This window comes from Streptomyces violaceusniger Tu 4113 (assembly GCF_000147815.2).
Lineage (GTDB): Bacteria > Actinomycetota > Actinomycetes > Streptomycetales > Streptomycetaceae > Streptomyces > Streptomyces violaceusniger_A.
In genome coordinates, this window is the sequence record NC_015957.1 from 1582455 (window position 1) to 1608813 (window position 26359).

The 26359-nt window shown below is 71.0% G+C and carries 23 protein-coding genes; 12 read left to right on the plus strand and 11 right to left on the minus strand.

Features of this window, described 5'->3' with window-relative positions; all coding sequences use genetic code 11:
* Window positions 1–41: 41 nt before the first annotated feature.
* On the minus strand, window positions 42–4070 hold the full coding sequence (gene scy / locus STRVI_RS07130; RefSeq protein ID WP_014054950.1) for a polarized growth protein Scy: 4029 nt from the start codon (window positions 4068–4070) through the stop codon (window positions 42–44).
* 248 nt (window positions 4071–4318) lie between these two features.
* The gene (mce, locus tag STRVI_RS07135) at window positions 4319–4771 is read right to left on the minus strand and encodes a methylmalonyl-CoA epimerase (protein ID WP_014054951.1); all 453 of its coding nucleotides are present in this window, start codon (window positions 4769–4771) and stop codon (window positions 4319–4321) included.
* A gap of 157 nt (window positions 4772–4928) precedes the next feature.
* Between mce and STRVI_RS07140 the strand changes: the two genes are divergently transcribed.
* Both STRVI_RS07140 and meaB read left to right on the plus strand, forming a co-directional pair.
* Complete coding sequence (locus STRVI_RS07140) at window positions 4929–6107, plus strand: acetyl-CoA C-acetyltransferase (protein ID WP_043235512.1); 1179 nt, start codon at window positions 4929–4931, stop codon at window positions 6105–6107.
* A gap of 159 nt (window positions 6108–6266) precedes the next feature.
* Window positions 6267–7226 carry a methylmalonyl Co-A mutase-associated GTPase MeaB gene (meaB, locus tag STRVI_RS07145; RefSeq protein WP_014054953.1) on the plus strand — a complete coding sequence of 320 codons (960 nt, stop codon included), beginning with the start codon at window positions 6267–6269 and terminating at the stop codon, window positions 7224–7226.
* A 555-nt stretch (window positions 7227–7781) separates the two neighbouring features.
* Here meaB and STRVI_RS07150 read toward each other — a convergent pair.
* The 4 genes from STRVI_RS07150 to STRVI_RS07165 all read right to left on the minus strand — a co-directional run bounded on the left by STRVI_RS07150 (window position 7782) and on the right by STRVI_RS07165 (window position 10318).
* A complete protein-coding gene (locus STRVI_RS07150) occupies window positions 7782–8258 on the minus strand; it encodes a MarR family winged helix-turn-helix transcriptional regulator (protein ID WP_014054954.1) in 477 nt (158 codons plus the stop codon).
* 94 nt (window positions 8259–8352) lie between these two features.
* The gene (locus STRVI_RS07155) at window positions 8353–9033 is read right to left on the minus strand and encodes an AIM24 family protein (RefSeq protein ID WP_014054955.1); all 681 of its coding nucleotides are present in this window, start codon (window positions 9031–9033) and stop codon (window positions 8353–8355) included.
* Window positions 9030–9680: an AIM24 family protein gene (locus STRVI_RS07160; protein WP_014054956.1), complete on the minus strand. Its 651-nt coding sequence runs from the start codon at window positions 9678–9680 to the stop codon at window positions 9030–9032. The genes STRVI_RS07155 and STRVI_RS07160 overlap by 4 nt, the downstream gene beginning before the upstream one ends.
* Window positions 9680–10318 (minus strand): AIM24 family protein, encoded by a 639-nt coding sequence (locus tag STRVI_RS07165; RefSeq protein ID WP_078505155.1) that lies wholly within the window; start codon window positions 10316–10318, stop codon window positions 9680–9682. The genes STRVI_RS07160 and STRVI_RS07165 overlap by 1 nt, the downstream gene beginning before the upstream one ends.
* A gap of 171 nt (window positions 10319–10489) precedes the next feature.
* Here STRVI_RS07165 and STRVI_RS07170 point away from each other — a divergent pair, with 171 nt between their 5' ends.
* Complete coding sequence (locus STRVI_RS07170) at window positions 10490–10834, plus strand: DUF3817 domain-containing protein (RefSeq protein WP_014054958.1); 345 nt, start codon at window positions 10490–10492, stop codon at window positions 10832–10834.
* The gene (locus STRVI_RS07175; protein ID WP_014054959.1) at window positions 10831–11124 is read left to right on the plus strand and encodes an MTH1187 family thiamine-binding protein; all 294 of its coding nucleotides are present in this window, start codon (window positions 10831–10833) and stop codon (window positions 11122–11124) included. The genes STRVI_RS07170 and STRVI_RS07175 overlap by 4 nt, the downstream gene beginning before the upstream one ends.
* 15 nt (window positions 11125–11139) lie before the next feature.
* Here the strand turns inward: STRVI_RS07175 and STRVI_RS07180 are convergent, their stop codons facing one another.
* Window positions 11140–12129, minus strand: a complete 990-nt coding sequence (locus STRVI_RS07180; RefSeq protein ID WP_014054960.1) for an ArsR/SmtB family transcription factor — start codon at window positions 12127–12129, stop codon at window positions 11140–11142.
* Between the two features lie 80 nt (window positions 12130–12209).
* On the opposite strand from STRVI_RS07180, the gene STRVI_RS07185 reads away from it, so the two are divergent.
* From STRVI_RS07185 to STRVI_RS07200, 4 genes are all read left to right on the plus strand, one after another.
* The gene (locus STRVI_RS07185; RefSeq protein ID WP_014054961.1) at window positions 12210–13538 is read left to right on the plus strand and encodes an MFS transporter; all 1329 of its coding nucleotides are present in this window, start codon (window positions 12210–12212) and stop codon (window positions 13536–13538) included.
* Between the two features lie 43 nt (window positions 13539–13581).
* Entirely contained in the window at window positions 13582–14091 is a 510-nt protein-coding gene (locus STRVI_RS07190; RefSeq protein WP_014054962.1) for a MarR family winged helix-turn-helix transcriptional regulator, read from the plus strand.
* Window positions 14092–14145: 54 nt separating this feature from the next.
* Window positions 14146–14478, plus strand: coding sequence for a DUF3817 domain-containing protein (locus STRVI_RS07195; protein ID WP_014054963.1), 333 nt, complete (start codon window positions 14146–14148; stop codon window positions 14476–14478).
* A gap of 150 nt (window positions 14479–14628) precedes the next feature.
* A complete protein-coding gene (locus tag STRVI_RS07200; RefSeq protein WP_014054964.1) occupies window positions 14629–16365 on the plus strand; it encodes an acyl-CoA mutase large subunit family protein in 1737 nt (578 codons plus the stop codon).
* On the opposite strand, the gene STRVI_RS07205 is transcribed toward STRVI_RS07200, so the two are convergent.
* Complete coding sequence (locus STRVI_RS07205) at window positions 16341–17015, minus strand: TetR/AcrR family transcriptional regulator (protein WP_014054965.1); 675 nt, start codon at window positions 17013–17015, stop codon at window positions 16341–16343. The two genes, STRVI_RS07200 and STRVI_RS07205, sit on opposite strands and share 25 nt — an antisense overlap.
* Window positions 17016–17152: 137 nt before the next feature.
* Between STRVI_RS07205 and STRVI_RS07210 the strand changes: the two genes are divergently transcribed.
* The 4 genes from STRVI_RS07210 to STRVI_RS07225 all read left to right on the plus strand — a co-directional run bounded on the left by STRVI_RS07210 (window position 17153) and on the right by STRVI_RS07225 (window position 21322).
* Window positions 17153–18124, plus strand: coding sequence for a tetratricopeptide repeat protein (locus tag STRVI_RS07210; RefSeq protein ID WP_014054966.1), 972 nt, complete (start codon window positions 17153–17155; stop codon window positions 18122–18124).
* A gap of 562 nt (window positions 18125–18686) precedes the next feature.
* The gene (locus STRVI_RS07215; protein ID WP_014054967.1) at window positions 18687–19304 is read left to right on the plus strand and encodes a DUF6230 family protein; all 618 of its coding nucleotides are present in this window, start codon (window positions 18687–18689) and stop codon (window positions 19302–19304) included.
* Between the two features lie 136 nt (window positions 19305–19440).
* Window positions 19441–19971 carry a DUF6114 domain-containing protein gene (locus STRVI_RS07220; protein ID WP_014054968.1) on the plus strand — a complete coding sequence of 177 codons (531 nt, stop codon included), beginning with the start codon at window positions 19441–19443 and terminating at the stop codon, window positions 19969–19971.
* Complete coding sequence (locus STRVI_RS07225) at window positions 19949–21322, plus strand: hypothetical protein (RefSeq protein ID WP_014054969.1); 1374 nt, start codon at window positions 19949–19951, stop codon at window positions 21320–21322. Before STRVI_RS07220 ends, STRVI_RS07225 begins: the two co-directional genes overlap by 23 nt.
* Before the next feature lie 111 nt (window positions 21323–21433).
* Here the strand turns inward: STRVI_RS07225 and pyk are convergent, their stop codons facing one another.
* The 3 genes from pyk to pta all read right to left on the minus strand — a co-directional run bounded on the left by pyk (window position 21434) and on the right by pta (window position 26202).
* Complete coding sequence (pyk, locus tag STRVI_RS07230) at window positions 21434–22861, minus strand: pyruvate kinase (RefSeq protein WP_014054970.1); 1428 nt, start codon at window positions 22859–22861, stop codon at window positions 21434–21436.
* 72 nt (window positions 22862–22933) lie between these two features.
* Window positions 22934–24079 carry an acetate kinase gene (locus STRVI_RS07235; RefSeq protein WP_014054971.1) on the minus strand — a complete coding sequence of 382 codons (1146 nt, stop codon included), beginning with the start codon at window positions 24077–24079 and terminating at the stop codon, window positions 22934–22936.
* On the minus strand, window positions 24076–26202 hold the full coding sequence (gene pta, locus STRVI_RS07240) for a phosphate acetyltransferase (protein ID WP_014054972.1): 2127 nt from the start codon (window positions 26200–26202) through the stop codon (window positions 24076–24078). The genes STRVI_RS07235 and pta overlap by 4 nt, the downstream gene beginning before the upstream one ends.
* Between the last annotated feature and the right edge of the window lie 157 nt (window positions 26203–26359).

Sequence of the window (26359 nt, forward strand, 5' to 3'; positions counted from 1 at the left end):
GACGCGGACGGGCACAGCCGACCCTCGTCCCCCGCATACGGTTACCCCTCGGACCGCTTTCCACTCCTCGTCGCACCCGCGCCCGCCGCCGTCTTGACTCCGTTGTTCTCCTTGCCACCCGCGCCACCTGACGCGGGGGTCTCGAAGGATTCCAACGCTTCTAGCACGTCCTGGACACGGGAGATCTCCGCGTTGATGTCCTCGCGGCGTCGCTTGAGCAACTCGAGTTCGCGCTTGCCCTCGTCCACGATCTGCTGCGCCTCGTCCGTGGCCTGGTTCCGGAGCCGCTCCGCCTCCCGCTCGGCCTCGGACTTCTTCTGCTCGGCCTCCTTGAGCAGACCCTCGGCCTTCTTCACCGCCGCGATCCGCACCCGGCTCGCTTCGCTCTCCGCCTCCGTGACCAGCGACTTGGCCTTCTCCTCCGCCTTCATGAGCTGCGCGGTGGCGGCCGCGACCAGCTTGTCGACCCGCTCGCCGGTGGACTTCATCTGCTCCGCGGACTCCCGGCGGGCCCGCTCGTGCAACTCCTCGACCTCGGCCTCGGTACGGGTGCGCAGCTCCTCGGCGCGCTCCCGGATGGCCGTGGCGTCGCCCCGGGCCTCGCTGAGCATGGTGTCGGAGTCCGTACGGGCCTTCTCCACCATGCCGTTGGCCTCGGCCGTGGACTCGGAGAGCACCCGGTCCGCCTCCTGGCGGGCCACGCCCACCATGGTGTCGGCCTGCTCCTCGGCCGCGGTCGCCGTGCGCAGCGCGGCCTCCCGCGCCTCGGAGGTGAGCCGCTCGGCCTCCGCCGAGGACTCGGTGACCAGCCGGTCGGCCTGCTCGGCGGCGTCGGAACGCCGCTTGTTGGCGTCCTCGCGCGCCCTGTCGACCAGCCGGTCGGCCTCGGCCTGCGCCTCGTTACGGATCCGCTCCGCCTCGGCGGCCGCCTCGGTCTCGATCCGCTCGGCCTCGGCGCGGGTGCGCGCCGCGTGCTGCTGCGCCGAACCCACGGTCTCCGCGGCCTCGCTGCGCAGCCGCTCCGCCTCGCCGCTGGCCTCCGCGTGCAGCCGCTCGGCCTCGTTCCGGGCCTCGGCGACCAGCCGGTCGGCCTGCTCGGCCGCCTCCGAGCGGATGTTGTTGGCATCGCCGCGGGCCTGGGCCCGGGTGCGGGCCGCGTCCTGCTCCGCCGTCGCCCGTGCGTCGGACGCCTCCGTACGCAGCGCCTGCGCCCGCGTGGTGGCCTCCGAGACCAGCCGCTGCGCCTCCTCGGTCGCGCCGCCGACCAGCCGGTCGGCCTGCTCGGCCGCCTCCGCACGGCTCTTGTGGGCCGAACGGCGCGCCTCGTCGAGCGTTTCGTTGGCCTCCGCGCGCAGCCGCTCGGCCTCGTGGGTGGCCTCGGTGACCAGCCGGTCCGCCTGCTCGGCGGCCTCCGCGCGGCGCCTGCCGGCCTCCGCGCGGGCCTGTTCGGTCAGCCGCTCCGACTCGGCGATCGCCTCGGCGACCGTGCGCTCCGCGAGCGACTTGGCGGCCTCGGACTCCTCCCGGGCCTCCTGCCGCACCCGCGTGGCGTCCTGCGAGGCGCGCTCCCGCTCGTCCTGGGCGTCCGCGCGGACCCGGTCGGCCTCGCCCTGCGCCTCGCCGCGCATCCGCTCCGCGGCGTGCTCCGCGGCCGCACGCAGCGCCGTGATGTCCTGCTCGGCCTGCTCGTGCAGCCCCGCGACCGAGTCCCGCACCTGCTGGGCGGTCTGCTCGGCGGCGGCCACCAGATCGGCCGAGCGCCGCTCGGCCTCCTCGACCAGCCGCTGCGCCTCGGTCTGCGCCTCGGAGACCCGGTTCCGGGCGGCGGCCAGCAGCTCCTCGCTCTGCTCCCGCGCCGCGGTCCGCTCGGCCTGTGCCTCCTCGCGGGCGTCGGCGAGCAGCTCCTCGGCCTCGCGGCGGCGGCGGGCCGCCTCCTCCTGGGCGGCGGCCAGGGCCTCCGCGGCCTCGGTACCGATCCGCTCGGCGGCGCTCGCCGCTTCCGCCCGCACCCGGTCGGCCGTCTCCTGGGCCTCGGTGCGCAGCCGCTCGGCCTCCGCGGCGGCCTCGCTGCGCAGCCGTACGGCCACCGACTCGCCCTCGGCGCGCGCGTTCGACGCGTCCGCGGCGGCCTCGTCGCGCAGCCGTACAGCCTCGTCCTCCGCCTGCTGGCGCAGCGCGTTCAGCCGCTCGGCGGACTCCGCGCGCTGCCGCTCGATCTCCTCGGCGGTCTCCTTGCGCAGCCGCTCCGCCTCGGTGCGGGCGTCCCGCAGCGCCTCGTCGGCGGAGGAGAGCCGCTGCTCGGCCTCCTGGTGCAGCCGGTTCAGCTCGCCCTCGGCCTCGGAGCGGCGGTCCTCGGCGGCCTGCTCGGCCTCCTCGCGCAGCTCCTCGGCCGCGGTGGACGCCTCCGACTTGACCCGCTCGGCCTGCTCCTCGGCCGAGGTCACCAGTTCCTCGGCCTCGCCGCGGGCCCGCTTCAGCAGCTCATCGGCCTGCCGGCGCAGTGCGTTCGCCCGCTCGATGGCCTCGGTGCGCACCCGCTCGCTCTCGGCGGTGGCACCCGAGCGGGTCTCCTCCGCGTCGGCCTTCGCCTTGGTCAGCAGGTCCTCGGCGGTGCTGGCCGCCTCCTCGATCTGCTGGACCGCCTCCCGGCGTGCCTCGGTGCGGACCCGCTCGCCCTCGGCGACCGCCTCCGACCGGAGCTGCTCGGCCTCGCCGCGCAGCCGGCGGGCCTCCTCCTGCAGCTCGACGGTCTTGGCGCGGTACTCCTTGGTGTCGTCCTTCGCCGTGCCCTTGAGCTGCTCGGCCGTGTCGTGCGCCTCGGCCCGCAGCCGGTCCGCCTCTTCCTCGGCCTCGCCCCGGATCCGCTCGGCCTCGTCGATGGCCGCCTTGGTGGTGGCCTGCGCCTGCTCCGAGGCGCGGGTCAGCACCTCCTCGGCGCTCCGGGCCGCCTTGGCGAGCTGGGCGGCCGAGTCCTCGGCGGCCCTGGCCCGGGCGTTGTCGCCCGCCTCGGCGACCATCCGCTCGGCCTCGGCGCGGGCGTCGTCCCGCAACTGCTCGGCCTCGGCCCGTAGCCGCTCGGCCTCCTTGGTGGCCTCGCCGACCAGCCGGGCGACCTCCGCCTTGGCGGTACGGGTGCGCTGCTCGTTGTCCGACTCGGCGGCCGTGAGCCGCTTGGCCGCCGCGTCCTTGGCCTCGGTGACGACCTTCTCGGCCTCGCTGCGCGCCTCGCGCAGCGCCTGCTCGGCCTCCTGCATCCGCTGCTCGGCGGCGCGGGTCTGCTCGGCGGCGTTACGACGGGCCTGGTCCGCCTCGGTGGCGGTGGTGGTGCGGAGCTGCTCCGCGTGGTCGGTGGCGTCCTGGGCCTGGGTGCCCGCGTTGGTCAGCAGCCGCTCGGCGTCGTTGCGGGCCCGGCGCAGAATCGCCTCGGCCTCGGCACGGCTGGCCTCCGCCTCGGAGCCCAGCCGCTGACGGGCCTGCTCGGTCATGCGCTGCGCTTCGGCGCGCGCCTCGGCCAGGGCCTGCTCGGCCTCCGTCCGGGACTCGTCCATGAGCCGGCGGGCCTGCGCCTCGGTACGGGCCCGCAACTGCTCGGCCCAGGCCACGTTCTCGTTGACATGCGACTCGACGGTGGCGCGGCGCTCGGCCAGCTCCTGGTCCAGCCGCTGGCGCCGGGCCACGGCCTCGGCGTGCAGCTCGGCCTCCAGCCGGGCCTGCCGCTCGGCCTGCTCCTGGAGCAGCCGCTGGGTCTGCGCCCGGGTTTCGCGCAGCTCCCGCTCGGCGTTGGTGCGTAGCTGGTCCGCCTGGAGCTGGGCGTCCCGCAGCAACTGCTCTGCCTGGTAGCCGACGTTGGCGCTGTCGTAGGCGGGGCGGGCCGCCAGGTTACGGCGCGCCTCATGCAGCTTGGCGCGCAGCACCTCGACTTGGTAGCCGAGGTCGTCGGCGTGCTGGACGGCCTTCTCACGCTCGGTCTTCAGCCGCTCCATCTCGGCCTCGAACTTGGAGAGCTGGTCGTCAGGCTCGTAGCGGTCGTAGCCCCGCACTGCGCGGTCCCATCCGTCCCCTGGTCGCATTGGCGGCCGGCTCCGTCACCCTCGTGGTCCCCCCGTGGTCCCTTGCGGTGCCCAGGGGTTCCTCGACGGTTCCCTTGCGGTACCGACCAGGCGAAGTGCGTGCCGGGTCGGACCGGAGCTGGCCCTTCCGAAGAAATGGTGTCAGATCATCGGCGAAGCCCGGGCCGGACCCCGATCCCTTTCCGATTCCGTACCCCGGCCGATGCTGCACTCTACCGGCCGGGGAAGGGGTAGGTCAGTGGTCCGCTTCAGTGATCCTCTTCGCCCTTGTGGGCGGCGGGGTCCGCGGCGGTGACGAGCTCGGTCAGCACACCGTGACAGTCCTTGGGGTGGAGGAAGGTGATCCGGGAGTCCATCGAGCCACGGCGGGGCTGTTCGTAGAGGACCCGGACGCCCTTGTCGCGGATGGCCTCGGAGTCGGTGTCGACATCGGCGGTGCCGAAGGCGATGTGGTGGACGCCCTGACCGTTCTTGGCCATCCACTTGCCGACCGCGGAGTCCTCCCGGATCGGCTCCAGGAGCTGCAGGTACGAGGCCCCGCCGTCGGAGGTCTCATTGATCTTGAGCATGGCCTCGCGGACGCCCTGCTCCTCGTTGATCTCGGAGTGGAACACCTCGAAGCCGTACGTGGCACGGTAGAACTCAACGGTCTTGTCGAGGTCGAAGCAGGCGATCCCGATGTGGTCGATTCTCGTCAGCATGGGAACAGTGCACCGCCGCACAGCCGGTTACGCAACGTGCGCGCGATCACACCGATGCGCCGGTGACCGCGCGGGTACTCGTCAGTACATTGACGATAACCCTCGTTAACTTCCTTCTCCTCGTGAAGGGGATGCACCAATGACTCGTACGACCTCTGTGATGGTGGCGGGCGCCCGGACGCCCATGGGACGGCTGCTCGGCGGCCTGCGTTCGTTCTCCGGCGCGGACCTGGGCGGAATCGCGATCAAGGCCGCGCTGGAGCGGGCCGGGGTCGGCGCCGAGCAGGTGCAGTACGTGATCATGGGGCAGGTGCTCCAGGCGGGCGCCGGGCAGATTCCGGCCCGGCAGGCGGCGGTCAAGGCCGGCATCCCGATGAGCGTGCCCGCCCTCACGATCAACAAGGTCTGCCTCTCCGGGCTGGACGCGATCGCCCTGGCCGACCAGCTCATTCGGGCGGGCGAGTTCGACATCGTGGTCGCGGGCGGGCAGGAGTCCATGACCAACGCCCCCCATCTGCTGCCCAAGTCCCGCGAGGGCTACAAGTACGGCGCGGTCGAGATGCTCGACGCTATGGCGCACGACGGGCTGACCGACGCCTTCGAGTCCATCGCCATGGGCGAGTCCACCGAGAAGCACAACACCCGGCTGGGCATCCAGCGCCCCGAGCAGGACGAGTTCGCCGCCCAGTCCCACCAGCGCGCCGCCGCCGCCCAGAAGAACGGCCTCTTCGACGCCGAGATCACCCCCGTGGAGATCCCGCAGCGCAAGGGCGAGCCGGTGGTCTTCGACAAGGACGAGGGCATCCGCGGCGAGACCACCACCGAGCTGCTGGGCAGGCTGCGGCCCGCGTTCGCCAAGGACGGGACGATCACCGCGGGCACGGCGTCGCAGATCTCGGACGGGGCCGCCGCGGTCGTCGTGATGAGCAAGGCGAAGGCCGAGGAGCTGGGGCTGGAGTGGATCGCCGAGATCGGCGCCCACGGGAATGTGGCGGGACCCGACAACTCCCTCCAGTCCCAGCCGTCCAACGCGATCGCGCACGCCCTGGGCAAGGAGGGGCTGACGGTCGACGATCTCGACCTCATCGAGATCAACGAGGCGTTCGCCGCGGTCGCCGTGCAGTCGATGAAGGATCTAGGTGTTTCCCCCGAAAGGGTGAATGTGAATGGGGGTGCGATTGCCCTCGGCCACCCCATCGGGATGTCCGGTGCGCGGATCGCGCTGCATCTTGCGCTGGAGCTGCGGCGGCGTGGGGGCGGGACCGGGGCGGCGGCGTTGTGCGGTGGGGGTGGGCAGGGGGATGCGCTGATCCTGCGGGTGCCGGCGGGGGAGTAGGCGGTTGTCGTCTGTGGGTGGCTGCCTGTGGGGGTTTGCCTGTAGGCGGCTGCCTGTGGGCGGCTGCCTGTGGGCGGCTGCCTGTAGGTGGTTTTCCTTGCGGGGCGTCGGTTTCCGTTGTGATGTAGCGATGATGGAGCGGTAAGGAGTACGGCACCCATGGCTGATGTGCCCACGCTGGTGGAGCAGGCGCGGCAAGGGCGGCCGCGTGCGGTCGCCCGGCTCATCTCGCTGGTCGAGGGCGCCTCGCCGCAGTTGCGCGAGGTGATGGCCGCGCTCGCTCCGCTGGCCGGGGGCGCGTATGTGGTCGGGGTGACCGGTTCGCCGGGCGTCGGCAAGTCCACGTCCACCTCCGCGCTCGTCTCCGCCTACCGGCGGATGGGCAAGCGGGTGGGCGTCCTCGCCGTCGACCCCTCCTCGCCGTTCTCCGGCGGGGCGCTCCTGGGCGACCGCGTACGGATGTCGGAGCACGCCTCCGACCCCGGCGTCTACATCCGCTCCATGGCCACGCGGGGCCACCTCGGCGGGCTCGCCTGGGCGGCCCCGCAGGCCATCCGGGTGCTGGACGCGGCCGGGTGCGATGTGGTGCTGGTGGAGACCGTGGGCGTCGGTCAGTCCGAGGTCGAGATCGCCGCCCAGGCCGACACCAGTGTGCTGCTGCTCGCGCCGGGGATGGGGGACGGGATCCAGGCGGCCAAGGCCGGGATCCTGGAGATCGGCGATGTGTACGTGGTCAACAAGGCCGACCGGGAAGGGGCCGATGCCACGGCCCGCGAGCTCAACCACATGCTGGGCCTGGGGGAGGGGCGGGCGCCGGGGGACTGGCGGCCGCCGATCGTGAAGACCGTGGCGGCGCGTGGCGAGGGGATCGAGGAGGTCGTCGAGGCGCTGGAGAAGCACCGTGCGTGGATGGAGGAGCACGGGGTGCTCGCGGAGCGCCGGATGCGGCGGGCGGCGGGCGAGGTCGAGACGATCGCGGTGACGGCGCTGCGGGAGCGGATCGGCGATCTGCACGGGGATCGGCGGTTGGGGGCGCTCGCGGAGCGGGTCGTGGCCGGTGGGCTGGATCCGTATACGGCGGCGGATGAGCTGGTGGCGGGGGTCACCGAGCGGGGGTGACGGGTGTGCATTGGGGTGCCCGGGCGGTTGTGGGCGCGCCCGGGTGCCGCGTTGTGGGTGCGCTGAGGGTGCGTTGTGGGTGCGCCCGGGGTGCGTTGTGGGTGCGGGGCCGGGGCCTCCGGTGCGGCGCCCTGGACCGTATATTTACGGCGCCATTGGCCGGGGGCGTTGAGTTGGTCGGGGATTGGCGCCACAAATACACGTAAGCGTCCAGGACACCACCCCTGCGACCCCGTCCCCTCCTGCCTCGTCGGCGGCTCTCCCTCGCCGTCGGACGGGGCCTGGGTGACCTTGAAGGACGCGTGGGTGCCCGCCACGGCTATGAGCTGTGCTCCCCCGGTGGCCTCGCTCCGCACCCAGCGGCTGGGGGACCGGGTGCCGGTGCGTACGGTCGCGGTGCCGGACTCGTGCGGGCAGCCGGCCCGGGTGCTGGGCAATCTGGTCGACGACGCCCGCAGCCGCGACGATGGCGGGGCCGGGCTCGGCCTCGCCATCGTCGCGGGGACGTGGCGGTGCGCCACGGCGGCGGTGCCCTGTTCGAGCTGCGGCGGGCTCCTAGACCCGGCCCCGCTGGGCGCGCAGATGCTCCGCGACGGGCACCAGCGATCCGTACAGCGCCTTGAGGTCCTCCGGCGCGAGCAGATCGATGAAGTGGTTGCGCACGGACGCCACATGGTGGGGTGCGACCTTGCGCATGGTTTCCCAGCCGTGCTCGGTCAGCACGGCGTACAGCCCCCGTCGGTCGGACTCGCAGTTCTCGCGGCGGACCAGGCCGGCGTTCTCCATCCGGGTGATCTGATGGGACAGCCGGCTCTTGGACTGCAGGGTCGCGGAGGCGAGATCGCTCATCCGCATCCGGCGGTCCTCCGACTCCGAGAGGTTGACCAGGATCTCGTAGTCGTTCATGGTCAGGCCGAACGGCTGCAGGTCTTTTTCGAGCTGGTAGGTCAGCAGCCGGCTGACATCCAGGTGGGTGCGCCACGCGCGCTGTTCCTCATCGCTGAGCCAGCGCGTGCCGTTCTCGGTCTCCATGGGATGTATTCTACCTATAGAAGTTGAATTCCGAACCAATGGATGTATCGGGCTAGAGGTCACCTGTTCGACGTTACACTCCGCACGCTCGCGCTCACGAACCGGTACCCCCTGTCTCGCCGACCGATATCTCGGCGACGACTTGCTCCGTGGACTGCAGCAGTACGGTCCCCGCGCCCACGAACTCGAACTGGTGCTCCTCGCCCGAGGCGCCCCCGATCCCCGTGCGCGACCTGATGGCCCCGAGGAAGCCGCGCAGATACTGGTGGTCGTAGTGGTGGCACGGTGTCGGGCAGTCCGCCCAGCCCACCAGCGCCTGCGGATCCACCCGGATCGGCGGCTCCATGAAGACCACGGGCCCATTGGATGCGGCCACGAACTTCCCGGTGCCGATGAGGGTGAGAAAGCCCGGAACGATGGACTGCTTCAGCGACAGCGAGGGCTGGAAGGCCAGCAGATTGCCGGACCGGATGGACAGGTTCCCGTCGTCCAGGTCATAGGAGTTGACGTCGAAGGCGCGGTCCGCGAGCACCATCTTTCCCTGGCCCTCGGCCACCACCCAGTCCGCCGCGTGCAGCGGGGAGTGGAAGCTGTACGCGATGAGGTGGTCGAGGTGGCCGAGCCCCACGCCATGGAAGTCGATCTGCCCGTAGTAGGCGACCATCTTCCCCTTCTGCAGGAACCACTGGCCGTTCAGGTCCACGCTGAAGGCGTACGGATTGATGTTGTCGTCGACGGGCAGCGTCCAGGCGTCGTGGATGACGGGGCCGTTCACAGCTTCTCCTCCGATGCCTGGACATAGACCATGCCGGTGCCGGACAGCTCCAGTTGGAACGCCTCCCCCGAGCCGCGGCCCACCATTTCGCGCCAGCCGATCGCCGTCGAGAGCTTATTGCGAACATCACCCCGGTGGGCGACATAGGCTTGCGGATCGACATGCACCGGACGTCCCGGGCCGATCGGCAGCTCCAGCACCCCGCCGTGCGCCATGACCGCCGCGGAGCCGTGCCCCTCCAGGGTGGTGGTGAACAGCCCCTGCCCGGTGACCTGGCCGCGCACCATGCCCATCACGCCGCCCTGCGAGCCCATGAACATCGTGCCCTGGCGCAGCGAGCCGTCGAAGGCCAGCAGCCGGTCCGACTCCACATAGAGGGTGTCGCCGACCAGGTCGATCACCTGGACGTGGTGGCCGCCGTGCCCGAACATCACCGTGCCCTGGCCCTCGACGGTCATCAGCGGGGTGTCCTCGTCGGCTATCCGCCGCCCGATCATCCCCCGCACCCCGCGCTGTCCGCCGGTGATGCTGGGGGTGAACCGTACGTCCCCGCGGTAGGCGAGCATCGCGCCGCGCTGGCTGAACAGGGTCTGCCCCGGCAGCACCTGGGCCTCGACCATGCGTGAGGTGAGCAAGGTGAACGGCATCACAGCTCACCCCCGATCGTGTTGCGCTCACTGGGCTGGACGTAGACCAGCCCGTCGCCCTCGAAGCGGATCTGGAAGGACTCCCCGCCGCTCTCGCCTATCAGTGCCCGGAAGTTCACCCCCGCCTGGAAGTGCTGCTTGAGACCGCCGGTGTGGGCGAGGTACGCGCCCGGGTCGACCTGCAGTGGGGTCTGCGGGGTGACGCGCAGCACGATCGCCGTGCCGGCCGAGACGAGGGCGGCCTGGCCGGTGCCCTCGACGGTCGTGGTGAACAGGCCGTTGCCCTGGGAGGAGCCGCGCAGCCCGGTGAAGGAGGCGCCGGTGCGCAGCGCGGAGTCCGTGCACAGCAGATTGCTGGATTCCACATAGAGCTTCTCGCCGTGCAGCGACACCAGGTTGATCTCGCTCGCCCGGTCGGCGAAGTAGCACGTGCCGTGCCCCTTCACCTCCATGACCGCCATCTGCTCCCCGGTGAGCCGCCGGGTCACCATCCCGCGCAGCCCCTCGCCGCCGCCGGTCTTCTTCTTGAAGGTCATCTCCCCCTCGTAGGCGACCATCGCGCCGTTCTTGGCCTTCACGGAGTCGCCGGTCAGGTCGACCGCGAGCACCCTGCTTCCCTGGAGCCGAAACTGAGCCACGGAGCCGACGGTAGCGGGCTCTGACGTCGGCGGACAGGGAGCGCCGGGGACTGGGGGTGCCCCCCCGGGCCATGATCGCCCGCGAAGCTGCGACAATGGGCGCAGGCTTGTGCATTCATTCACAAGCCGGTCTGTGTTCTGCCGTACCCCTCTTCACACGAAGGTGCTCTCGTGGACTTCAAGACCGCCACCGCGCTGCGCCGGCTCCGCCTGGTCTCCGCGCCCGAGGCCGTGTCGTTCCTGCTGCTGCTCATCTGCTCGGTGCTCAAGCGCACCTCGGACTTCAACGCGGTGCCGGTGATGGGCATGGTGCACGGTGTGCTCTTCATCCTCTACGTGGTCTTCTGGGCGGACGCCTGGAACCGCACCAAGTGGAAGTGGCAGACCGCGGCCCTGTACTTCGTCCTCTCCGTCCTGCCCACCGGCGGCTTCTTCGCCGAGCGCAAGCTCAAGCGGGAGACCGAGGCCGGTGTGATCGCGGCCCGCGCCCGTAAGGAGGGCGTGGTCAACGTATGATCGTCGCCTTTTCGGTGACGCCGCTGGGCGTCGGCGAGGACGTGGGGGAGTACGTCGCCGACGCGGTGCGGGTGGTCCGTGAGTCGGGGCTGCCGAACCGTACGGACGCGATGTTCACCTCGATCGAGGGCGAGTGGGACGAGGTCATGGACGTCGTCAAGCGCGCCGTCGCCGTGGTGGAGGCGCGGGCGCCCCGGGTCTCGGTGGTCCTCAAGGCCGATATCCGTCCGGGTGTCACGGACGGTCTGACCTCCAAGGTCGATACGGTCGAGCGTCAGCTGTCCGACTGACCGCCCCGAGGCCGCTCAGCCCCCGCCCACCAGGGCCATGCCGAGCGGTGTGCGCTCGTACAGCACCTGATGGCCCTGGCGCCGTGAGCTGAGCAGTCCGGCGGCGCGCAGCACCGCGAGATGGGCCGAGACCGACGAGGGCGCGAGGCCGAGGCGGGCGGCCAGGGCCGAGGTGGAGGCGGGTTCCTCCAGACCGGCGAGGACCGCCGCGCGGCCGGCGCCCAGGAGGCGTACGAGCGCGTCCCTGCCCTCCGCGTCCGGCTCCCGCCACAGCCCGCCGACCCCGCGCGCCGGATAGATCACCGTGGGCTGCCACGGCGGGGCGAAGCCGCTCACCACGTCCGGCCAGACGAAGACGCTGGGCATCAGCAGCACCCCGCGGCCGCCCAGGTCCTGCGTCCGGGCGGGGAGCGCGGAGGTACGGATGGTGAGCGTGCCGTCGGTCCAGCGCAGCGCGGGCCGCAGATCGGCGAACAGCCGCTCCAGGCCGCCGTCGGCCAACTGCCGTGAGCGATAGCCGATATCGGCCTCCAGCAGGGCCCGCAGCCGGGGCCAGTCCGGTGCGACCAGGGCCCGCCAGGCCCGTTCGGTCACATCGGCCAGCCGCTGGACGGCCCGCGCCGGATCGGCCAGCATCGCCCGGCCCCGCGGGGACTCGGCGGCCCCCGGGGTGCACGCCAGTGACAGGACCAGCTCACGGTGGGCGGCGGCGGGGTCCGTGGCCCGCATCCGCGCCAGCTCGTCCTCGAACGGCGCGTACGGCACCTCCGGCGGCGGCCCCAGGAAGTCCGGGGTGTAGCCGCCCCGCCTGGGCAGCAGCAGCCACAGCTCCGACAGATCGAGCCCGGTCACCGCCTCCCGCACCCGCCGCAGCCAGGGCAGGTGGTAGCCGTGCCGCTCGGGCCGGCGCAGCGTGCGCACCGCCTCATGCGTCTGGCACAGGGGCGAGATGGCGAACCGGCAGCGCAGCAGATCGTCGGCGCCGAAATTCATCTGCAGTGGCATGGCGTCGCCCCCCGATCGCGAAGATTCGGCTCAGGCCGAAACACTAGAGCCCGCACCGCCCGTACGGGCACGCTTCCGGCATGGCAACGCCCTCCGGGCCCGGTACGACGGGCCCTGCCGAGTCGCGCCCCGACGCGCACGCCTCCCGACCCGAGCTCGTGCCCGGTGACGACCTGGGGCCGTCGCGGGGTCCGGGGGGCGTTGGCTACGGCGCGGTGTTCGCGGTCCGGGAGTTCCGGGCCGTCTTCGCCGCGCACCTGGTGTCCATGCTCGGCGAGGTGGTCGGCCAGCTCGCGCTGTCCGTGCTGGTCTATCGGCTCACCGGATCGCCGCTGCTCAGCGCCCTGACATTCGCCACCTCGATGCTGCCGTATGTGATCGGCGGCGCCCTGCTGTCCTCCGTCGCCGACCGCTTCCCGGCCCGCCGGGTGCTGGTGGTCTGCGATCTGGTGCACGCCGGATGCGTGGCCGCCATGGTGGTGCCGGGGATGCCGGTGGCCGCGCTGCTCGCGCTGCGCTGTGTGCCCGCCGCGATCTCGCCGGTGTTCAGCGGGACCCGCTCGGCGACGCTCGGCGACATCCTCGGCGAGGGCGACGCCTTCGTCCTGGGCCGCTCGGTCATCCGGATCACCGCCCAGACCGCGCAGCTCGCCGGGTTCGGGGTCGGCGGCCTGCTGCTGGCCGCCGTCTCGCCGCGGGCCGCGCTGGCGCTCACGGCGGCGGCGCTCGCCGGCTCGGCGCTGGTGCTCCGCTTCGGCACCCGCCGCCGCCCGGCGCGGCAGGTGGCCGGGGGCGGGGCGCTGCTCGGGGACTCGCTGAGCGGGATGCGGCGGCTGTTCGCGGACCGCCGGATCCGGGCGCTGATGCTGCTGTCGTGGGTGCCGCCGATGTTCGTGGTGATGCCGGAGGCCCTGCTGACGCCGTACTCCGATGGGCTGCGGCTCGGCTCGGTGGGGCTCGGGCTGCTGATGTGCGGGATGCCGGTCGGCGCGATCGCCAGCGAGGTGCTGGTGGGCTCGCTGCTGGGGCCGCGGGCCCGGGCCCGGCTGACGCTGCCGGTCGGCGTCCTGGCGATGCTGCCCGCCCTGGGGTACGCCGTCCGTCCCTCGTTCGGCTGGGCGCTGGCCCTGCAGATGCTGACCGGCTGCGGTATCGCCTACAGCCTCGGCCTCGACCAGTGGTTTCTCGCCGCCGTACCGGACGAGCTGCGCGGCCGGGCGATGACGGTGCTGACGGCCGGGCTGATGACCGCGCAGGGTCTTGGCATGGCGGTCTCCGGCGCGGTCGCCGAGTTCGTACCGGTCCATGTGGTGGCCGCGACGGCGGGTGGCTGCGGGGCGCTGTGCTCGCTGCTGGTGGCGCTGGAGGTGCGGCGCACCGTCTCCGGGCCCGCCCGGCCCGAAGTGTGAGATAGGGCTGACCACGATATGACCGGCCGGTAGGGTCGGTGGTGTGCCGAAGCCGCTCAGCCTGTCGTTCGACCCCATCGCCCGTGCCGATGAGCTCTGGAAGCAGCGGTGGGGGTCCGTGCCCTCCATGGGCGCGATCACCTCGATCATGCGGGCCCACCAGATTCTGCTCAGCCAGGTCGACGCGGTCGTCAGACCGTACGGACTGACCTTCGCGCGCTATGAGGCGCTGGTGCTGCTCACCTTCTCCAAGTCCGGTGAGCTGCCGATGTCGAAGATCGGCGAGCGGCTGATGGTCCACCCGACCTCGGTCACCAATACGGTGGACCGCCTGGTCAAATCGGGTCTGGTCGACAAGCGGCCGAACCCCAACGACGGCCGCGGCACCCTGGCCTCGATCACCGACCGGGGCCGTGAGGTGGTCGAATCGGCCACCCGCGATCTGATGGCGATGGAATTCGGGCTCGGAGTCTACGACGCCGAGGACTGCGGCAGGATCTTCGAGATGCTGCGCCCGCTGAGGGTCGCCGCGGAGGACTTCGAGGAGAGCTGACGAACATCCGGGGGCGGCGAAGATCGCCCCGGAACGGGCGGTTACGCTCAGGGCATGAAACGCAGCGTGCTGACCCGCTACCGGGTCATGGCTTACGTCACCGCAGTGATGCTGCTCGTGCTCTGCACCTGCATGGTGTTCAAGTACGGCTTCGACACGGGCGAGGACCTCACGCTCGTGGTCTCCCAGATCCACGGCGTGCTCTACATCATCTACCTGGTCTTCGCCTTCGACCTCGGCTCCAAGGCCAGGTGGCCGTTCGGCAAGCTGCTGTGGGTGCTGGTCGCGGGCACCATCCCGACGGCCGCGTTCTTCGTCGAGCGCAAGGTCACCCGCGAGGTGGAGCCGCTGGTCAGCGGCGCCGAGCCCGCGCCCGCGCAGGTCTGACCGGCGGTTTGCAGCCCTTCCGCGCGTCCCTTCCGCGCGTCCGTCCGGGGCTGGACGAGGCGCGCGGCCGGGGAGCGGAATATCCCCGTTCGGCCCAGTGTGGCGAGTTTCGCGTCGACAATTAGTAGGACGTCCTAGTACTTTTGAAGCATGGACGCCGAAGGCATTGAGGCGGGCCGCCGACGGTGGCAGGCCCGGTACGACGCGGCACACAGGCGCGACGCGGCCGGGGGTTTGGGGGCGAAGCCCCCAAGGGATTGGACGCGCACGACGCTGTCGGGGGATCCCGTCGAGCCGGTCTACGGACCCGCCCCGGGCGACACCGTGGAGGGGTTCGAGCGGATCGGCTGGCCCGGCGAGTTCCCGTACACCCGTGGCCTCTACGCCACCGGTTACCGGGGCCGGGCCTGGACCATCCGCCAGTTCGCGGGGTTCGGCAATGCCGAGCAGACCAACGAGCGCTACAAGATGATCCTGAAGGCGGGCGGCGGCGGGCTCTCGGTCGCCTTCGACATGCCGACCCTGATGGGCCGCGACTCCGACGATTCCCACGCGCTCGGCGAGGTCGGCCACTGCGGTGTCGCCATCGACTCCGCCGCCGACATGGAGATCCTCTTCAAGGACATCCCGCTCGGAGATGTCACCACCTCGATGACCATCAGCGGTCCGGCCGTCCCCGTCTTCTGCATGTACCTGGTCGCCGCCGAGCGCCAGGGCGTGGACATCTCGCGGCTCAACGGCACCCTCCAGACGGACATCTTCAAGGAGTACATCGCGCAGAAGGAGTGGCTCTTCCCGCCCGAGCCGCATCTGAAGCTGATCGGCGACCTGATGGAGTACTGCTCCGAGGGGATCCCGGCGTACAAGCCGCTGTCGGTCTCCGGGTACCACATCCGCGAGGCCGGGGCGACGGCCGCGCAGGAGCTCGCGTACACCCTCGCCGACGGCTTCGGCTATGTGGAGCTCGGCCTCTCCCGCGGGCTGGACGTCGACGCCTTCGCACCCGGGCTGTCCTTCTTCTTCGACGCGCATGTCGACTTCTTCGAGGAGATCGCCAAGTTCCGCGCCGCCCGCCGGATCTGGGCCCGCTGGATGCGCGATGTCTACGGGGCGAAAACCGAGAAGGCGCAGTGGCTGCGGTTCCACACCCAGACAGCCGGGGTCTCGCTCACCGCCCAGCAGCCGTACAACAACGTCGTACGGACCGCCGTGGAGGCCCTCGCCGCGGTCCTCGGCGGCACCAACTCGCTGCACACCAACGCCCTGGACGAGACCCTGGCGCTGCCCAGCGAGCAGGCCGCCGAGATCGCCCTGCGCACCCAGCAGGTGCTGATGGAGGAGACCGGGGTCCTCAATGTGGCCGATCCGCTGGGCGGTTCCTGGTACATCGAGGCGCTGACCGACCGGATCGAGGCCGACGCCGAGAAGATCTTCGAGCAGATCAAGGAGCGCGGCCGCCGCACGGTGCCGGACGGCCGGCAGCCCGAGTGGCCGATCACCGCCGGCATCCTCCAGGGCATCGAGGACGGCTGGTTCACCGGCGAGATCGCCGAATCCGCCTTCCGGTACCAGCGGTCCCTGGAGAAGGGGGACAAGAAGGTCGTCGGCGTCAACTGCCACGAGGGCTCGGTCACCGGTGATCTGGAGATCCTGCGGGTCGGCCACGAGGTCGAGCGCGAGCAGGTGCGGGTGCTGGGCGCCCGTAAGGCCGGCCGGGACGAGGCCGAGATCGCCGAGGGGCTGGGGGCGCTGGTCGCCGCCGCCCGCGAGGGCTCCAACATGATCGAGCCGATGCTGAAGGCGGTGCGCGCCGAGGCGAGCCTCGGCGAGATCTGCGACGCCCTGCGCGACGAGTGGGGCGTCTATACGGAGCCGGCCGGCTTCTGAGCCCCGTCCGGGGCGGGTCCGGCCGCGGCGCCGCCGGAATCCGCCCCGGTCAGTCCGTACAGCAGCAGGTCCGTGAAGTCCCGCGCCCATCGCGGGTCCACCGGTTCCGCGCTGATCATCAGCCGGTGGAGCACCGCCCCGGCGACCGTGTCGAAGATCAGGTCCGCGTTGCGGGCCGACTCCTCCGGGTCCTCCTCGCGCGGCAGCTCACCGCGGAGCCGGGCGCGCTCCCGGCCGACCGTGACCAGCCGCTTCTGCCGGTCCACGATCTCCGAGCGCACCCGGCACCGCAGCGCCTCGTCGTGCATGGCCTCCGCGATGACGGCCATCAGCGCGGTGCCCGTCTCGGGCCGCTCCAGCAGCGCCCCCAGCCGGATCACCACGGCCTCCACATCGGCGTGCAGACTGCCGCGGTCGGTCGCTTCCAGGTGTTCGTCGAAGGCCGCCGCGATGGCGTCCACCACCAGCTCGCACTTGCTGGCCCAGCGGCGGTAGAGCGTCGTCTTGGCGACCCCGGCGCGGGCCGCCACATCGCCCAGCGTCAGCTTCGCCCAGCCCAGTTCCACCAGGGCGGCACGGGTGGCGCCCAGGATGGCTCGGTCGGCCTCGGCGCTGCGCGGGCGCCCGGTGCGGCGTGCGGACGGGCTCATGCGCGGCACCCTACCCGCCAGTACCGCATACGTCCCGGGTGAGTTACGCTACGGCTCGTAGCGTAAGGGTGTGCCACGGACGGGCCATCGGCCGAGGCGCTTTTCCCTTCACCGCGGGAAGAGGGGAGGATAGGACCATGCAGCCACGGAACATGTCCATGAGTGGAGTGGTCGACCTCGCCGCGGTGAAGGCGGCCGGAGAAGCGAAGCAGAAGGCGGAGACGGCGCGGGCCCAGGCGGCCCGCTCCGGGGGCGCCGCCGCGCCCGCCCGTCTGATCTTCAATGTCGACGAAGCGGGTTTTCAGCAGGACGTCCTGCAGCGCTCCACCGAAGTGCCGGTCGTCATCGACTTCTGGGCCGAGTGGTGCGAGCCGTGCAAGCAGCTCGGCCCCATCCTGGAGCGGCTGGCCACGGAGTACGCCGGGCAGTTCGTCCTCGCGAAGATCGACGTCGACGCCAACCAGATGCTCTTCCAGCAGTTCGGCGTCCAGGGCATCCCCGCGGTCTTCGCGGTGATCGCGGGCCAGCCGGTGCCGCTCTTCCAGGGTGCCGCACCCGAGGCGCAGATCCGCCAGGTGCTGGACCAGCTCATCCAGGCGGCCGAGCAGCAGTTCGGCATCGTGGGTACGCCTGTTGAACCCGGTGCCCAGGACGAGGCCGTCGAGGAGGCCGCCCCGGAGGTCCCCGAGTCGCCGCAGGAGACCGCGCTCGGCGCGGCCCATCAGGCGCTGGACGCCGGGGACCTGGGCGGTGCGGTGCGGGCGTACCAGAGCGTGCTCGCCGACGACCCGGCCAACGACGAGGCGAAGCTGGGTCTGGCCCAGGCCCAGTTGCTGGAGCGCGTCCAGGGAGTGGACGCCACGCAGGCGCGCAAGGCGGCCGCGGAGAGCCCCGCGGATGCCAAGGCCCAGATCACGGCGGCCGACCTGGACGTGGTGGGCGGTCATGTGGAAGACGCCTTCGGGCGGTTGGTGGACACGGTGCGTCGTACGGCCGGGGACGATCGGGACGCGGCCCGCGTTCATCTCCTGAGCCTGTTCGAGGTGATCGGCGGTGAGGACCCCCGAGTGGTGGCGGCGCGCAGCGCGTTGGCGCGCGTGCTGTTCTGACCTCGGGCTCCTCAAACAACACAGCGGCCGCTCTTTACCAAAACTTGGTAAACGCGGTCGCTGTTACTGCCAGTAAATGTGAGCCCCGGCTTTGTCCGGTCTTGGAGTAAATCTCCCTCTCTTTCCGGTCACTGTCCGGCAACCCTGCGTGCCTGATCTCGACCGTCCTGCCGCAGATCGGTTATCCGTCCGTTACTCGCTAGTAACGAACCCCTTGTGCCTGGGCCGGGAATGGACCACGATCGGCCAAGCTCGGTCCATCCCCCCCGTAGCTCGGCATCCGGTCGGCGCGTCGGTGTGGTTGGGTCCCCACCGGGCAGGCCGGCGGCAGTGGCGTCGGCCGTGGACAGGGGGGTCTCTGCCCAAAAGGCAGGGCCTGTCCAGGAGGTTGCGCGAGATTGCGTGGCCAGTGGTTGTCGCTCGGGGGTGATCGCCGGTGTTGCGGGTGCGGTGTGCGCCTGTCAGACGTGGGCGCTCTCCTTCCCGAGGACGTAGCACTTCTCCCATCCCAGGTCCGGGGTTCGCCCCGGCCGGAGATGTACGTCCGAGAAGGAGGAAAGTCATGGAGTCCGTGGCTCGTGGCGGCACCAGATGGAAGCGGTTCGCCGTTGTCATGGTGCCGAGCGTTGCTGCCACGGCCGCGATCGGCGTCGCCCTGTCCCAGGGTGCGCTCGCGGCCTCGTTCAACGTGTCCGGTCAGCAGTTCAAGGTCTCGGTCGACCGGCTCGACGGCACCGGGTTCGCGCAGTACGGCGCGCTGGACACCCAGCACGGGGGCAAGAAGATCCCCGTCGCGGTGTCGGCGTTCAAGAGCGCGAAGCTCAAGGGCCTGTGCCAGTCCGTCGTGATCCCGGTTCCCGTCTTCGGCGATGTGTCGCTGAAGCTGACGGCAGGCAACGGCAGCAAGCAGGTCGAGGCCAAGAACCTCTTCATCGATCTCGATCAGCTCAACGCGGACGCCACGTTCCGTGGGATCGACATCGGTGTGGCGGCGGGGGACTCCCACAAGGGTCCCGGCATCAACAAGGGCGATGTGGCCGATCCCGGGTCGTTCGGCCAGCAGTCCGATTCGGCGACGCTGGTCGGTGTGAAGCAGACCGCCTGGGCGACCAGTGCGGGCACGTTCAAGCTCTCCGGCCTTTCGATGAAGGTCAGCAAGGGCAAGAACGAGTGCTTCTGATCCGTTGAGCTGAGGGTGAGGGGCCGCGGCGCTGCCCCTCACCCGGGCATCGACCAGCAGCGCGTATGCGCCACGCTAGTACTGCTGTAGAACAACCGCGATCACACCGATCGCCAGCCCCAGGGAGCTGTTTTCGATGAGTGCCGAGTCGCCGGGGGCGAGTGACCGCATCAGCCGTTGGCGGGAGTCCTTCAGGGCGTGGCGCTGGCAGCGCCCGTTCTGGGCAGGGCTGTTGAGCCTGCTGGCGGGGTTGCCGATCATGTACTTCCCGTACAACGACGTCAACGCGGGCGGATTCACCATCAACATGTCCACCACCGCCGGATCGGCCTCGCTGATCATCGGGGTGCTGTTGGTGGTCCTGGGCCTGACCATGTGGTTCCAGCCCATGGTGCGGGTGTTCGCCGGAGTCGCCACGATCCTGCTCGGTCTGGTGTCGATCCCCGTATCGAACTTCGGCGGCTTCCTGATGGGATTCCTGCTCGCTCTGTTCGGCGGCGGCATGAGCATCTCCTGGGCACCGGGTGAGGCTCCCTCCGCGCAGCCGGCCGAGGGGCCGGGAGCGGCGCCGCAGGACGACGGGAACGGTGACAACGTGCCGGAACCGGCCGGGGCCGGGTCCGCACCGGACCAGGAAGCCAGGAATGGGAGGCACCGTGCGGGGTGAAGACCGACCCGAGCAGCCGGAGGGAGTGAGTCCGCGCCGGGTCAGAACGGGCCCGCGGCACGCGGCACCGAAGAAGTCGGTACTCACCCGCCTTCAGGTGCCCGCCGGCAGGGCCATCGCGCTGGCCGCGATGCCGACGGCCGTGCTGATGGGCATGGGGCTCACTCCGCAGCTCGCCTCGGCCAACCCCCGGCCCGAGGACCGGTACAAGGCCGGGCCGTGTGTGTCCCAGCCGGACGAGGCGGACAAGGACGACTCCAAGGGCGGCAAGGACGCCTCGGACTCGCAGAGCGACGAGAAGGCTGACAAGGACTCCAAGGACGCCAAGGGCAAGGACGCCGAGGACTCGAAGGGTTCGCCCGAGAAGGGCTCCCAGGACGGCTCCAAGGGGTCCGAGAAGTCCTCGGACGGCAAGGCGGGCTCGAACGACGACAAGGCCACCTCCACGCCGTCTCCGTCCCGTTCCTCCTCCGCGCCGTCGTCCGGTGCCGGGGACGAGGAGCCGTCGGCCTCGCCGAGCCCGTCGAAGTCCAAGAACCCCCTGGACCCGCTGGGTCTCGGGGACGCGCTCCACGACATCCTGACGCCCGATGAGAAGGCCAAGGAGTCGGCCGGGCCGAGCGCCTCGCCGAGCCCCTCGTCGAGCGCCGAGCCCACCTCGTCGCCGTCTCCGTCCGCGTCGAAGTCCAAGAGCTCCGGCAAGCCCACCGATCCGGTCAAGGACACGGTGGACAAGGTCGGCAAGGGCCTCAAGGACACCGTGGACGGGGTGGGGAAGACCGTCGAGGACGCCAAGGACAAGGCGGACAAGGCGCTTCCGAAGCCCTCCTCGTCCGCCTCGAAGGACGCGAACGGCAAGGAGGCGTTCCCCTGCCCCGAGTTCGACGCCGACGCGTACGACAACGCCGAGACCGAGCCGACCTCGAGCCTGCTGCCCGAGGACCCCTGGACCCTCAAGAGCACCCTGCTGAGCCTGCACGGCCTGGACTACAAGGGCATCGTGGAGGTCAAGACGCAGGGCGGCCAGATCAAGAAGGTCCTGAAGTTCACCGCCTCGGGTGTGGACATCAAGGATCTGCACCAGTTGGTGGTGGGCCCGGCCGGGACCACGACCCATGTGCAGGGGCGCGAAGGGTCCACCTCGACCATTCGCAACGGCACGGTGACCATGTACACCGAGGAGCTGAAGGGGAACCTGCTGGGGCTCATCCCGATCACCTTCAGCCCCAAGACCCCGCCGCCGGTCAACATCCCCGAGGTGTTCTTCACCGATGTCACGGTCACGCAGGCCGGCCAGTTCGGTGGTGACCTGACCATCCCGGGTATGCATCTGTCCAAGACCGGGGAGTGACTCCGCGAGATCACCGACCCGTTCGGGAGCCGCACACCCCTCCTCCGGGAGGGAAACGACCGTGGGCACCGCCTCCACTCGGAGACGGTGCCCACGGGCGCGTTCGGCGGGCTACTGGCTCGCGCCGCCCAGGTGGTGCACCCGGACCATGTTGGTGGTGCCGGGGACGCCGGGAGGCGAACCGGCGGTGATGATCATGGTGTCGCCCTCGGCGTAGCGGCCCAGCTTCAGCAGCTCGGCGTCGACCAGGTCGACCATCGCGTCGGTGTGCTCGACATAGGGCACCACGAAGGACTCCACGCCCCAGCTCAGGGTGAGCTGGTTGCGGGTGGCCACATCGGTGGTGAAGGCCAGGATCGGCTGCTGGGCGCGGTAGCGGGAGAGCCGGCGGGCGGTGTCGCCGGACTGGGTGAAGGCCACCAGCGACTTGGCGCCGAGGAAGTCGGCGATCTCGGCGGCCGCGCGGGCCACCGAACCGCCCTGGGTGCGCGGCTTCTTGCCGGGCACCAGCGGCTGCAGACCGCGCGAGAGCAGCTCCTGCTCGGCGGCCTGGACGATCCGGGACATCGTCTTGACCGTCTCGATCGGGTACGAGCCGACCGAGGACTCGGCGGAGAGCATCACCGCGTCGGTGCCGTCCAGGATCGCGTTGGCGACGTCGGAGGCCTCGGCGCGGGTCGGCCGGGAGTTGGTGATCATCGACTCCATCATCTGGGTCGCGACGATCACCGGCTTGGCGTTGCGGCGGCAGAGCTCGATCAGCCGCTTCTGCACCATCGGGACCCTCTCCAGCGGATACTCCACCGCGAGGTCACCACGGGCCACCATGACCCCGTCGAAGGCCGCGACGACCTCGGTCATATTGGCGACCGCCTGCGGCTTCTCCACCTTGGCGATCACCGGCACCCGGCGGCCCACCTCGTCCATGACGCGGTGGACGTCCCGGACGTCGGACGCGTCCCGGACGAAGGACAGGGCGACCATGTCGCACCCCATCCGCAGGGCGAACTTCAGGTCCTCGACGTCCTTATCGGACAGCGCGGGCACATTGACCGCCGCACCCGGCAGGTTGATCCCCTTGTGGTCGGAGATCACCCCGCCCTCGATGACGATGGTCCGGACCCGGGAGCCCTCGACCGCGGTGACCCGCAGCTCGACATTGCCGTCGTTGATCAGGACCTGGTCGCCCTTGGAGACATCGGCCGGCAGCCCCTTGTAGGTGGTGCCGCAGATGGTGCGGTCACCCTCCACGTCCTCGGTGGTGATGATGAACTCATCCCCGCGGACCAGCTCCACCGGCCCGTCCTTGAAGGTCTCCAGACGGATCTTGGGGCCCTGGAGGTCGGCGAGGACGCCGACCGCGTGCCCGGTCTCCTCGGATGCCTTGCGGACGCGGTGGTACCGCTCCTCATGCTCCGGGTGGGTTCCGTGGCTCATGTTGAACCGGGCCACGTTCATCCCGGCCTCGATGAGGGACTTGAGCTGATCGTAGGAGTCGACAGCGGGGCCCAGAGTGCAGACGATTTTGGAACGGCGCATGAGGCTGATCCTATCGGTTTGTTTCGGAGCGGAATTTTTGAGTCTTGGGCATAGCGGAGCCGGAACCGGAGGCTAGGCGCTGACCAGGTCGAACGTCCGGCCGGCGATCTCCAGCTCCTCATCGGTGGGCACCACGGCCACCGCGACCCGGCTGGACTCCGTGGAGATCAGCCGCGTCGTGGCGGAGCGCAGCGCGTTGCGGACGCCGTCCACCTCGATGCCGAACGCGGTGAGGTCGCGCATCGCCGCCTCCCGTACCGCCGCGGAGTTCTCCCCCACACCGGCGGTGAACGCGATGGCGTCCACCCGCCCGAGTACCGCGGTGTACGCGCCCACATACTTCCGCAGTCGGTGGATGTAGATGTCGAAGGCGAGCTGGGCGGCCTGATCGCCCTCGCCCATCCGGCGGCCGATCTCGCGCATGTCGTTGTCCCCGCACAGACCGGCCAGCCCACTGCGCTTGTTGAGCAGCGTGTCGATCTCCTCGGTCGACATACCGCCCACCCGGGACAGATGGAAGATCGCCGCCGGGTCGATGTCCCCCGAGCGGGTACCCATCACCAGGCCCTCCAACGGGGTCAGCCCCATCGAGGTCTCCACGCAGACGCCGCCGCGCACCGCCGAGGTGCTGGCCCCGTTGCCCAGGTGCAGCACGATCGTGTTGACCTCCGCCGGGTCCTTGCCCAGCAGGGCGGCGGTGGCCCGGGAGACATACGCGTGCGAGGTGCCGTGGAAGCCGTAGCGCCGCACCCCCCAGCGGTCGGCGGTCGCCACGTCGATCGCGTAGCGCGCCGCCGCCTCCGGGATGGTCGAGTGGAACGCCGTGTCGAAGACCGCGACCTGCGGCAGGTCCGGGCGCAGCGCGCGGGCCACCTTGATCCCGGTGACGTTGGCCGGGTTGTGCAGCGGTGCCAGCGGGATCAGCTTCTCGATCTCCTCGACCACCTCATCGGTGATCAGGGCCGGCTCGGTGAACCGGGTGCCGCCGTGCACCACCCGGTGGCCGACCGCCGCCAGCTCGGGCGAGTCGAGCCCCAGGCCCTGGGCGGCCAGTTCGTCGGCCACCTGCTTGAGGGCCGCCGCGTGGTCGGCCACGGGCCCCTCACCGATCCGCTCCACGATGCCGAAGGCCGGCCGGGAGCCGTCGGCCATGTCCAGAAGCTGGTACTTCACGGACGAGGAGCCGGAGTTGAGGACGAGGACTCGGGAGCCGTTCACGCGGACTGCGCCTTCTCTGTGGGGGACGCCGGGGAGGTCGGCGACGCGGGGGACGCCGGGGACTGGGCCTGGATGGCGGTGATCGAGACGGTGTTGACGATGTCCTGGACGAGTGCCCCGCGGGACAGGTCGTTCACCGGCTTGCGCAGACCCTGCAGCACCGGGCCGACCGCGACGGCGCCCGCCGAGCGCTGCACGGCCTTGTAGGTGTTGTTGCCGGTGTTCAGGTCCGGGAAGATCAGCACAGTGGCGTTGCCCGCCACCTCGGAGTCGGGCAGCTTGGTCGCCGCGACCGCGGCGTCCACCGCCGCGTCGTACTGGATCGGACCCTCGACCAGCAGATCGGGGCGGCGTTCGCGGACCAGCGCGGTCGCCTTGCGGACCTTGTCCACATCCGCGCCGGAGCCCGAGGTGCCGGTGGAGTACGACAGCATCGCGATCCTCGGCTCCACCCCGAACCGGGCGGCCGTCGTCGCCGACTGGATGGCGATGTCCGCGAGCTGCTCGGCGTCCGGGTCGGGGTTGACCGCGCAGTCGCCGTACACCAGCACCCGGTCGGCCAGGCACATGAAGAAGACCGAGGAGACGATCTCGGCGCCCGGCGCGGTCTTGATGATCTCGAAGGCGGGCCGGATGGTGGCGGCGGTGGAGTGCACGGCGCCCGAGACCATGCCGTCGGCCAGGCCCTCCTGGACCATCAGGGTGCCGAAGTAGGAGACGTCGGCCACCACGTCGTACGCCAGCTCGTAGGAGACGCCCTTGTGGGCGCGCAGCTTCGCGTACCCCTCGGCGAAGCGCTCGCGCAGCGGGGAGGTCTGCGGATCGACGATCCGCGCCTCGGCGAGCTGGATGCCGAGCTCGGCGGCGCGCTTGCGGATCGCGCCCTCCTCGCCCAGCAGTGTGAGATCGCACACATCGCGGCGGAGCAGTACGTCGGCGGCGCGCAGCACCCGCTCCTCCGCGCCCTCGGGCAGCACCACCCGGCGGCGACGGGATCGGGACCGCTCGATCAGCTCGCGCTCGAACATCATCGGGGTGACCCGGCCGGAGCGGCCCACCGAGATGCGCTCGGTCAGCGCGGCGGTGTCCACATGCCGCTCGAAGAGGCCGAGCGCGGTCTCCGCCTTGCGCGGCGCGCTCGCCGTGAGCTTGCCCTCGATGGCGAACAGCTCGGCCGCCGTCGGGAAGGACCCGCCCGCCACCGACACCACCGGGGTCCCCGGGGCCAGCCGCGAGGCCAGCGCCAGGATGTCCGGGCCCGGCCGCTCGTCCAGGGTGAGCAGCACCCCGGCGATCGGCGGGGCGCCGGCGCTGTGCGCGGCGAGCGCGCCCACGATCAGGTCCGCGCGGTCCCCGGGCGTCACCACCAGACAGCCCTCGGTCAGCGCGGGCAGGAAGCTCGGCAGCATCGCGCCGCCGAAGACGAAGTCCCGCACATCCCGGGAGAGCCCGGTGTCATCGCCGAGCAGCACCTCCGCGCCCAGGGTGCGGACGATCTGGGAGACGGTGGGCGCCGACAGCGACGGGTCCTCGGGCAGCACATAGCTGGGGACCGGCAGCTTGGCGGCCAGCCGCTCGGCGAGGGCCTCGCGGTCCCCGGGCACCACCCGGTTGACGACCACCGCGACCACATCGCAGCCTTGCGCCTCGTACGCGCGGTAGGCGTTGTGGGCCTCGGCGCCGGCCGATTCGGCGGTCTGCCGCTGCCCGCCGACGACCGTGATCACCGAGGCGCCGAACTCATTGGCGAGCCGTGCGTTCAGCCCCAGTTCGTCGGGGAGGCTGGTGGCCGCGTAGTCGCTGCCCAGCACCAGGACGTAGTCATACGCGTCGGCGACCTCGTGGAAGCGGCCGACGAGCTGCGAGACCAGTTCGTCGGCGCCCCGCTCGGCCTGGAGCGTGGCCGCCTCGTGATACGTCATGCCGAAGACCGACTCCGGCGACTGGCCGAGCCGGTAGCGCGCCCGCAGCAGGTCGAAGAGGCGATCGGGGTCGTCGTGCACCAGGGGGCGGAAGACGCCGACCCGGTCCACATGACGGGTCAGGAGCTCCATCACCCCCAGCTCCACGACCTGGCGTCCGTCGCCACGCTCGACTCCGGTCACGTACACGCTGCGTGTCACGCGCACTCTCCGTTCCTCTGGCGTTCTCGGGTGTTTTCCGTTTGTGCGCCCGGGGGACACAAATTGGCCACATTGAACGGCCCGGTCCTCTTGACAATACCTGCGACCGTGATTAAGGCGCTGGCCGCTTGGGGGATACAGCACTACCCCGCCCATG

Bases quoted from the DNA above. Each gene is read 5' to 3' on its own strand.
- scy (WP_014054950.1), bottom strand. From the start codon at position 4,070: ATGCGACCAGGGGACGGATGGGACCGCGCAGTGCGGGGCTACGACCGC.
- mce (WP_014054951.1), bottom strand. From the start codon at position 4,771: ATGCTGACGAGAATCGACCACATCGGGATCGCCTGCTTCGACCTCGAC.
- meaB (WP_014054953.1), top strand. From the start codon at position 6,267: ATGGCTGATGTGCCCACGCTGGTGGAGCAGGCGCGGCAAGGGCGGCCG.
- STRVI_RS07150 (WP_014054954.1), bottom strand. From the start codon at position 8,258: ATGGAGACCGAGAACGGCACGCGCTGGCTCAGCGATGAGGAACAGCGC.
- STRVI_RS07160 (WP_014054956.1), bottom strand. From the start codon at position 9,680: ATGCCGTTCACCTTGCTCACCTCACGCATGGTCGAGGCCCAGGTGCTG.
- STRVI_RS07175 (WP_014054959.1), top strand. From the start codon at position 10,831: ATGATCGTCGCCTTTTCGGTGACGCCGCTGGGCGTCGGCGAGGACGTG.
- STRVI_RS07180 (WP_014054960.1), bottom strand. From the start codon at position 12,129: ATGCCACTGCAGATGAATTTCGGCGCCGACGATCTGCTGCGCTGCCGG.
- STRVI_RS07185 (WP_014054961.1), top strand. From the start codon at position 12,210: ATGGCAACGCCCTCCGGGCCCGGTACGACGGGCCCTGCCGAGTCGCGC.
- STRVI_RS07195 (WP_014054963.1), top strand. From the start codon at position 14,146: ATGAAACGCAGCGTGCTGACCCGCTACCGGGTCATGGCTTACGTCACC.
- STRVI_RS07200 (WP_014054964.1), top strand. From the start codon at position 14,629: ATGGACGCCGAAGGCATTGAGGCGGGCCGCCGACGGTGGCAGGCCCGG.
- STRVI_RS07205 (WP_014054965.1), bottom strand. From the start codon at position 17,015: ATGAGCCCGTCCGCACGCCGCACCGGGCGCCCGCGCAGCGCCGAGGCC.
- STRVI_RS07210 (WP_014054966.1), top strand. From the start codon at position 17,153: ATGCAGCCACGGAACATGTCCATGAGTGGAGTGGTCGACCTCGCCGCG.
- STRVI_RS07215 (WP_014054967.1), top strand. From the start codon at position 18,687: ATGGAGTCCGTGGCTCGTGGCGGCACCAGATGGAAGCGGTTCGCCGTT.
- STRVI_RS07220 (WP_014054968.1), top strand. From the start codon at position 19,441: ATGAGTGCCGAGTCGCCGGGGGCGAGTGACCGCATCAGCCGTTGGCGG.
- STRVI_RS07225 (WP_014054969.1), top strand. From the start codon at position 19,949: ATGGGAGGCACCGTGCGGGGTGAAGACCGACCCGAGCAGCCGGAGGGA.
- pyk (WP_014054970.1), bottom strand. From the start codon at position 22,861: ATGCGCCGTTCCAAAATCGTCTGCACTCTGGGCCCCGCTGTCGACTCC.